The sequence below is a fragment of the Cupriavidus sp. 8B genome, from assembly GCF_054589115.1.
Window position 1 is genome coordinate 1 of the sequence record NZ_BAAILO010000237.1, and the last position, 833, is coordinate 833.

The following is an 833-nucleotide window of genomic DNA, read 5'->3' on the forward strand; positions in this document are numbered from 1 at the left end:
CTTGCGCACCGCGGCGAGCACCGCAATGGTTGCCTGCAGGCCCGCGTAGACATCTGCGTGCGACAGCGGATCTGTCCATTTTCGGCCAGCATCGATACCCTCGAAATGATGCATCGTGTTGTGCGTGAAGCCGGCTTCGGCTTGCACCGTGGGGGCATAGGCCATGCGCGACGCCCACGGCCCTCGCTGGCCGTAGCCCGTGATAGACACGTACACCAGCTTCGGATTGCGCTGGCTGAGCGTCTCGTAGTCAAGGCCAAACGACTTGAGTGTGCCCGCACGAAAGTTCTCGACGATGATGTCGGCTTCATCGCAAAGGCGCAGCACCAGCTCGCGCGCGTTCCCCACGTTCAAGTCGATGCTGATGTTGCGCTTGCCGCTGTTCTGCTGGGCGTAGTAGCCCGACATGCCGTCCTGGTTCGGGTACGCGGCGCGCGACACGTCTGGACGTGGCGGCTCGATCTTGATCACGTCCGCGCCGAGATCGGCGAGCGTGCGTGCACAGAGCGGTCCGGCCAACACCCGCGAGAAGTCAACGACCTTGAGTCCGTCTAGTGGTCCAGTCATGTCAGTTCCCTTCGAATTCTGCCGTGCCGGGGCCAGTCTTGCCGAAGGCTTCGAGCCCCCGCTTGAGGTCCTGCGACGCCCAGATCGGCTTTTGCAGTTCGAACATCGCTTCGTCGGCGGCGTTCAGGCCTTCGTCGAGCGCGACGCGCACAAGCTGCTTCGTAGCGCCATGCGCAACGGTCGGGCCGGCGGCCAGTTCCTGAGCGACCGACAGCGCAACCTCGTCGAGTTTGTCGTCGGGCACCACCAGGTTGATCAGGCCCCAG

General features: G+C 63.7%; 2 protein-coding genes. Both read right to left on the reverse strand.

Translation table 11 applies throughout. The features are described from left to right. On the reverse strand, positions 1-567 hold a 567-nt coding region (locus tag ACYP5B_RS22720; protein WP_459571167.1), incomplete at its 3' end, for a CaiB/BaiF CoA transferase family protein. 1 nt (position 568) lies between these two features. Beyond that, a partial coding sequence (locus ACYP5B_RS22725; RefSeq protein WP_459571168.1) for an enoyl-CoA hydratase/isomerase family protein occupies positions 569-833 on the reverse strand: 265 nt, incomplete at its 5' end.